The sequence below is a fragment of the Kocuria sp. ZOR0020 genome (assembly GCF_000800955.1).
Classification (GTDB): Bacteria; Actinomycetota; Actinomycetes; order Actinomycetales; family Micrococcaceae; genus Kocuria; species Kocuria subflava.
In genome coordinates, this window is the sequence record NZ_JROX01000064.1 from 1 (window position 1) to 5,386 (window position 5,386).

Below are 5,386 nucleotides of genomic sequence, written 5' to 3' on the forward strand. Positions count from 1 at the left end.
GGCCCCACCTGTGTGCCGCGAATCCGGGCTGCCGATTGCAGCCCGCTGCCCGTGAGGGCCTGAGCTCGCCGCCGACCGTTCGGATGAATCCATGAAGGACAGTCAACCAACAAATTGGACGCGGTGACTGATCAGGAGCCTTCCCATGTTGAGTAGATCGTCCACACGCCCTGCCAGCGGGTCATGTTCCGGGCCTTCCAGATCGGGTGTCACGTCTTGGGCATGTGTCCGTTAATGTTGCAGGCAGGGGAGTGCGTTCGTGTTGCCCAAGAACCATGGTGGCATCCGATCGGCCCGGCCCCGGGCCACCCGCGCGTGCTCCTCCAGGACGAGGTCGTGGCGCCGAAATGCCACGACCGGACGATAACTTCGACGAAGAAGGACTCTCACCCGTGGACCTGTTCGAATACCAGGCACGCGATCTCTTCGAGAAGCACGGGGTTCCCGTGCTTCAGGGATACGTGGCCACCACCGCAGAAGAAGCCAAGGAAGCCGCAGAGAAGATTGGCGGCGTCACGGTCGTCAAGGCACAGGTCAAGGTGGGCGGCCGCGGCAAGGCCGGCGGCGTGAAGGTCGCAAAGACCGCTGACGAGGCCTACGAATATGCCCAGCAGATCCTGGGCATGGACATCAAGGGCCACACCGTCCACCGCGTGATGATCGCCCAGGGTGCGGACATCGCGGAGGAGTACTACTTCTCCCTGCTTTTGGACCGCGCCAACCGCTCCTACCTGGCCATGTGCTCGGTGGAAGGCGGCATGGAGATCGAGCAGCTGGCCGTGGAGCGCCCGGAGGCCCTGGCCCGCGTTGAGGTGGACCCGAACCAGGGTATCACCGAGGAAAAGGCCCGCCAGATCGTCACCGAGGCCAAGTTCGACGACGAAACCGCTGAGAAGGTTGTCCCCGTCCTGGTCAAGCTGGGCGAGGTCTACACCAAGGAAGACGCCACCCTGGTGGAGGTCAACCCGCTGGTCAAGACCGGCGACGGCCAGATCCTGGCGCTGGACGGCAAGGTCTCCCTGGATGAGAACGCCGATTTCCGTCAGCCCGATCACGAGTCCCTGGTGGACAAGGCCGCGGAGAACCCCCTGGAGGCCAAGGCCAAGGAGAAGGGCCTCAACTACGTCAAGCTGGACGGTCAGGTCGGCATCATCGGCAACGGCGCCGGTCTTGTGATGTCAACCCTGGACGTGGTGGCCTACGCCGGTGAGGCACACGGCGGCGTGAAGCCCGCCAACTTCCTGGACATCGGAGGCGGCGCCTCCGCCGAGGTCATGGCCGATGGCCTGGACGTGATCCTGGGCGATGAGGACGTCAAGTCCGTGTTCGTCAACGTGTTCGGCGGCATCACCGCATGTGACGCAGTGGCCAACGGCATTGTGAAGGCCCTGGAGATCCTGGGAGATTCCGCCACCAAGCCCTTGGTGGTGCGCCTGGACGGCAACAACGTGGAGGAGGGCCGCCGCATTCTGGAGGAGGCCAACCACCCGCTGGTCACCTCCGTGGACACCATGGATGGTGGCGCGGACAGGGCTGCCGAACTGGCTGCCGCCGCCAACTGATCCCCGCCGCACGCACACTACAAAACAGAGGAAACACTCATGTCCATCTTCTTGAACAAGGACTCCAAGGTCATCGTTCAGGGCATCACCGGCGGCGAGGGAACCAAGCACACCGCCCGGATGCTCGCAGCAGGCACCCAGGTGGTCGGTGGCGTCAACGCCCGCAAGGCCGGCACCACCGTGGCCCACAAGGACCAGGGCGGCAACGACGTCGAACTGCCCGTGTTCGGTTCCGTCTCCGAGGCCGTTGAGCAGACCGGCGCCAACGCGTCGATCGTGTTCGTCCCGCCCAAGTTCTGCAAGGATGCGGTGATTGAGGCCATCGATGCTTCAGTTCCGCTGGTGGTTGTGATCACCGAAGGCATCCCCGTGCAGGACTCCGCTGAGTTCTGGGCCTACTCCAAGACCAAGACCGGTGCTGACGGCAAGCCCACCACCCGCATCATCGGCCCCAACTGCCCCGGCATCATCTCCCCGGAGGAGTCCCTGCTGGGCATCACCCCGGCCAACATCACCGGCAAGGGCAAGCTGGGCCTGGTCTCCAAGTCCGGCACCTTGACCTACCAGATGATGTTCGAACTGCGTGACCTGGGCTTCACCACCGCCATTGGCATTGGTGGCGACCCCGTGATCGGTACCACCCACATCGACGCCCTGGAGGCCTTCGAGGCTGACCCGGAGACCGAGGGCATCGTGATGATCGGTGAGATCGGTGGCGACGCCGAGGAACGTGCCGCCGAGTACATCAAGGCCAACGTGACCAAGCCCGTGGTGGGCTACGTGGCCGGTTTCACCGCCCCGGAGGGCAAGACGATGGGCCACGCCGGCGCCATCGTCTCCGGCTCCTCCGGAACCGCTCAGGCCAAGAAAGAGGCCCTGGAGGCCGCCGGTGTGAAGGTCGGCAAAACCCCCACCGAAACCGCTGAGCTCATGCGTGAACTCATGGGCGCCAAGTGAGCTCCTGAGCCGCATCAACGACGACGGCGCCCCTCACCTTCCGTACGGAAGGCGAGGGGCGCCGTCGTTGTTGGTGTGTGGTCCAACAATGGGTTTGAGGTGTGAGGGGCCGGTGGTGGCGGGAACGGATGCTCAAGAGCACCCAGCGCGGGGAGAGATGCGCCTCCAGAGATGGAAATGAACCCGCCCACCACCGGCAGACGCCAGGCGTCTCATCAGGAGGCAACCGTGGGCTGTTCGGTTGATTACGCCACAGGCGCGTATCCGGTGACACCCCCCAGTGTCGGCCGGGCAGCGAATTCCGTGGCGTCCCCCTGATGCCGTGTGGCACAAGGCCACGACGTACATGTTATCGAGTCTTGACCTTCCCGTGACACCACCACCGGGGCATGACGTCAGGTGACAAGGCACATTCGTGAATTGTGATCCGTGCCACCCTGACGATCTGTTGCTGGGGTGCTCAGAGCACCGCCACGTTGAACACGAGCCCCAGCAGGTACGTGGCGATCGCCGCACCGTAGCCGATGGCCAACTGCCGCATGCCGCGTGCCAGCGGTGAGGCGCCGGAAAGCAGCCCCACCAAACCACCGGTGACCAGCAGGGCCACGCCCACAAGGGCCATGGCCACCACCATGGCCCACATGCCACCCATGCCGAAGAGGTAGGGGAGGATGGGGATCACGGCACCGGAGGCAAAGAAGCAGAAACTGGAACCGGCAGCACCCAGGTCCGTTCCCAGAGCCACGTGCTCCCCGCCAGGGGCGTCCTGGTCCTCAGGATCCGGGTCTCGGAAGGACAATGACGGGTCACAGTCGCAGTCCAGGTAACCCAGGCGTTCCTTGACGCGGTGGGCGGCAGCCTCCGGGCTCATGCCACGGGCACGGTAGATCAACTCGAGTTCGTTGGCATCCAGATCCAGGTCTGGTGCCACCGCCAGGGTGATCTGGGTGGGGGAGGAGGCTTCCAACAGTTCGCGCTGTGAGCGCACGGAGACGAATTCCCCGGCGCCCATGGACAGCGCCCCGGCCAGCAGACCGGCAATGCCCGTGAACAGCACCATGGTGGATGACATGCCCGTGGCTCCAGCACCCATGACCAGGGCCAGGTTGGAGACCAGCCCGTCATTGGCGCCGAACACGGCGGCGCGGAAGTTCCCGGAGAGCCGCTGGCGGCCGTCATTGGCCAGGGCTCGCACGATTTCCTCATGGATGGCTTCATCCGCAGCCATGGCCGGTGAGGCGTCAGCGTCCTCCTGGTACGGGGAGCGGGACTCGGCGCGCTGCAGCAGCGCCAGCACAAAAACGGAGCCGAAGTGGGCGGCCAGGAACATCAACACCCGTGAACTCAGGGACGGGCTGACGGTCTTGGCGGCGTGTTCCCCGAGCTTGGCCTTCCAGTACTGGGAGTGGCGACTTTCCGCCTCTGAGACCTTGAGCAGGATCTCCTTGTGGCGTCCTGTGCTGGATTCACCCAGCCTCCGGTAGATCTCGGCCTCGGCTTGTTCTTCTGCCAGGTAGCGGCGCCAGCGCCGGATCTGAGCCGGTGTGGGATCCGTGGCGGGATCTGCTTGCCCGTGGGTGGAGGGCTCACGGTGGGCCGGTGCGGAGTTTTCAGGCGTGTGGGAACGTGGCGAATCAGCCATGGAGGAGTCCTTGTCCTCACCGGCCGGTGACGGCTCGGTGATCTTCAGTGCGGTGAAACGGACTGTGAGCCCGCGTGAAGGTCTCGTTCGCCCGGTACGCAGGTGGCCAGCCGGGACTCCTCCAAGAGATCCGGTATGTCGACTGACCGCTGCTGACATCAATGTGCTGATGTGAGCGTGGAACTACTCCCCTTCAACTCAGCCAGTTTAAGGGATGAGCTGAGGTGCTACGACGTGAAATTGGTTACCGTCAGGCGCAGCCTGCAGACCCCGGCTCAGGCGCCGTGCAACGGGATCACGGTCCCGGCCGATGCCGAGCTGGTGCCCTGTGGGTCTGCCACCTCTGTGGTTCCCCATCGGAAGCTGTAGGGATCCAGGCACAGGCGCCCGAACCGCAGACCGTCCACCATGCGTTCAGCAGCCGTCACGGGATCCAGCGGTCCGGCCGTCCACGGGCGGTCCCAGGTGGAGGGTTCCTCCCAATGGCCTTCCTCAAAATAGGCAACGTCCAACGGCCAGTGGGAGACCGGAACGGACACGGTGGTGGACATGGCACACGTGACCCCGTCAGGACCTGAACCTGCCCAGGCCGATGGCGTGTTGCCGGTGCCTTCCGCCACGTACTTCAGCACCAGCTGGCCCTTCCACGGCAAAGACGCCAGGTCCTCGGCCAGCATGTCCCGCAGGTTGTCCCACACGGATTCCGGAATCTGGTCTGCCGGAACATGCGGGGCGATCAGTCCGATTCCCGGGTCATGCAGTTCGCGGACCTCAGCAGCGGCATCTGCCGTCTCAGCCGCAGGCTGGCCGCAAGGCAACTTGGCGCGGGAACCGGAGGTGGTCTCCAGTCCCATGGATCGAATGGCGCAGTTCCACAGGCCGTTGCCGGCACGGTAAGCCACTTCCGTCCAGGGCACCGGCCACGGGGGGGTGTCATTGAGCCCGGCCCTGGCACCCAACTGCTGACGCATCTGTTCGTAGGTGCTGGGCGGCAGCTTGAACTTCCGTCCGGAGGAAATGGCCTGGCGGACCGCTCCAATGGCGCCCATCATCAGGCGCGTGGATTCCCCGGACGGGTCATAGGTGCTGGTCAGCTGTTCCACGGCCAGGAAGGTGGCCTCATCCAGCAGGCAGGCAGCGTTGGCGTCAAACTCCAGATCGGAGGTCTTGAACACCACCAGTTCCACACCCACCCGGATCTGTGCATCCGTGTAGTGGGTGGCGG

Annotated in this window: 4 protein-coding genes; 2 read left to right on the plus strand and 2 right to left on the minus strand. The window is 64.6% G+C overall.

Annotation, left to right across the window (positions count from 1 at the left end; all coding sequences use genetic code 11):
- Positions 1–392 precede the first annotated feature (392 nt).
- Both sucC and sucD read left to right on the plus strand, forming a co-directional pair.
- Positions 393–1,562 carry an ADP-forming succinate--CoA ligase subunit beta gene (gene sucC / locus L979_RS04480; RefSeq protein WP_047689765.1) on the plus strand — a complete coding sequence of 390 codons (1,170 nt, stop codon included), beginning with the start codon at positions 393–395 and terminating at the stop codon, positions 1,560–1,562.
- Positions 1,563–1,601: 39 nt separating this feature from the next.
- Positions 1,602–2,519 carry a succinate--CoA ligase subunit alpha gene (gene sucD / locus L979_RS04485; protein WP_047689766.1) on the plus strand — a complete coding sequence of 306 codons (918 nt, stop codon included), beginning with the start codon at positions 1,602–1,604 and terminating at the stop codon, positions 2,517–2,519.
- A 460-nt stretch (positions 2,520–2,979) separates the two neighbouring features.
- Here sucD and L979_RS04490 read toward each other — a convergent pair whose 3' ends face one another.
- Together L979_RS04490 and L979_RS16200 are read right to left on the minus strand one after the other, a co-directional pair.
- Complete coding sequence (locus L979_RS04490; RefSeq protein ID WP_052209484.1) at positions 2,980–4,161, minus strand: VIT1/CCC1 transporter family protein; 1,182 nt, start codon at positions 4,159–4,161, stop codon at positions 2,980–2,982.
- Positions 4,162–4,436: 275 nt separating this feature from the next.
- A partial coding sequence (locus tag L979_RS16200) for a hypothetical protein (RefSeq protein WP_047689768.1) occupies positions 4,437–5,386 on the minus strand: 950 nt, incomplete at its 5' end.

Coding starts and splice junctions, on each gene's coding strand:
- sucD (WP_047689766.1), top strand. CDS start 1,602: ATGTCCATCTTCTTGAACAAGGACTCCAAGGTCATCGTTCAGGGCATC.
- L979_RS04490 (WP_052209484.1), bottom strand. CDS start 4,161: ATGGCTGATTCGCCACGTTCCCACACGCCTGAAAACTCCGCACCGGCC.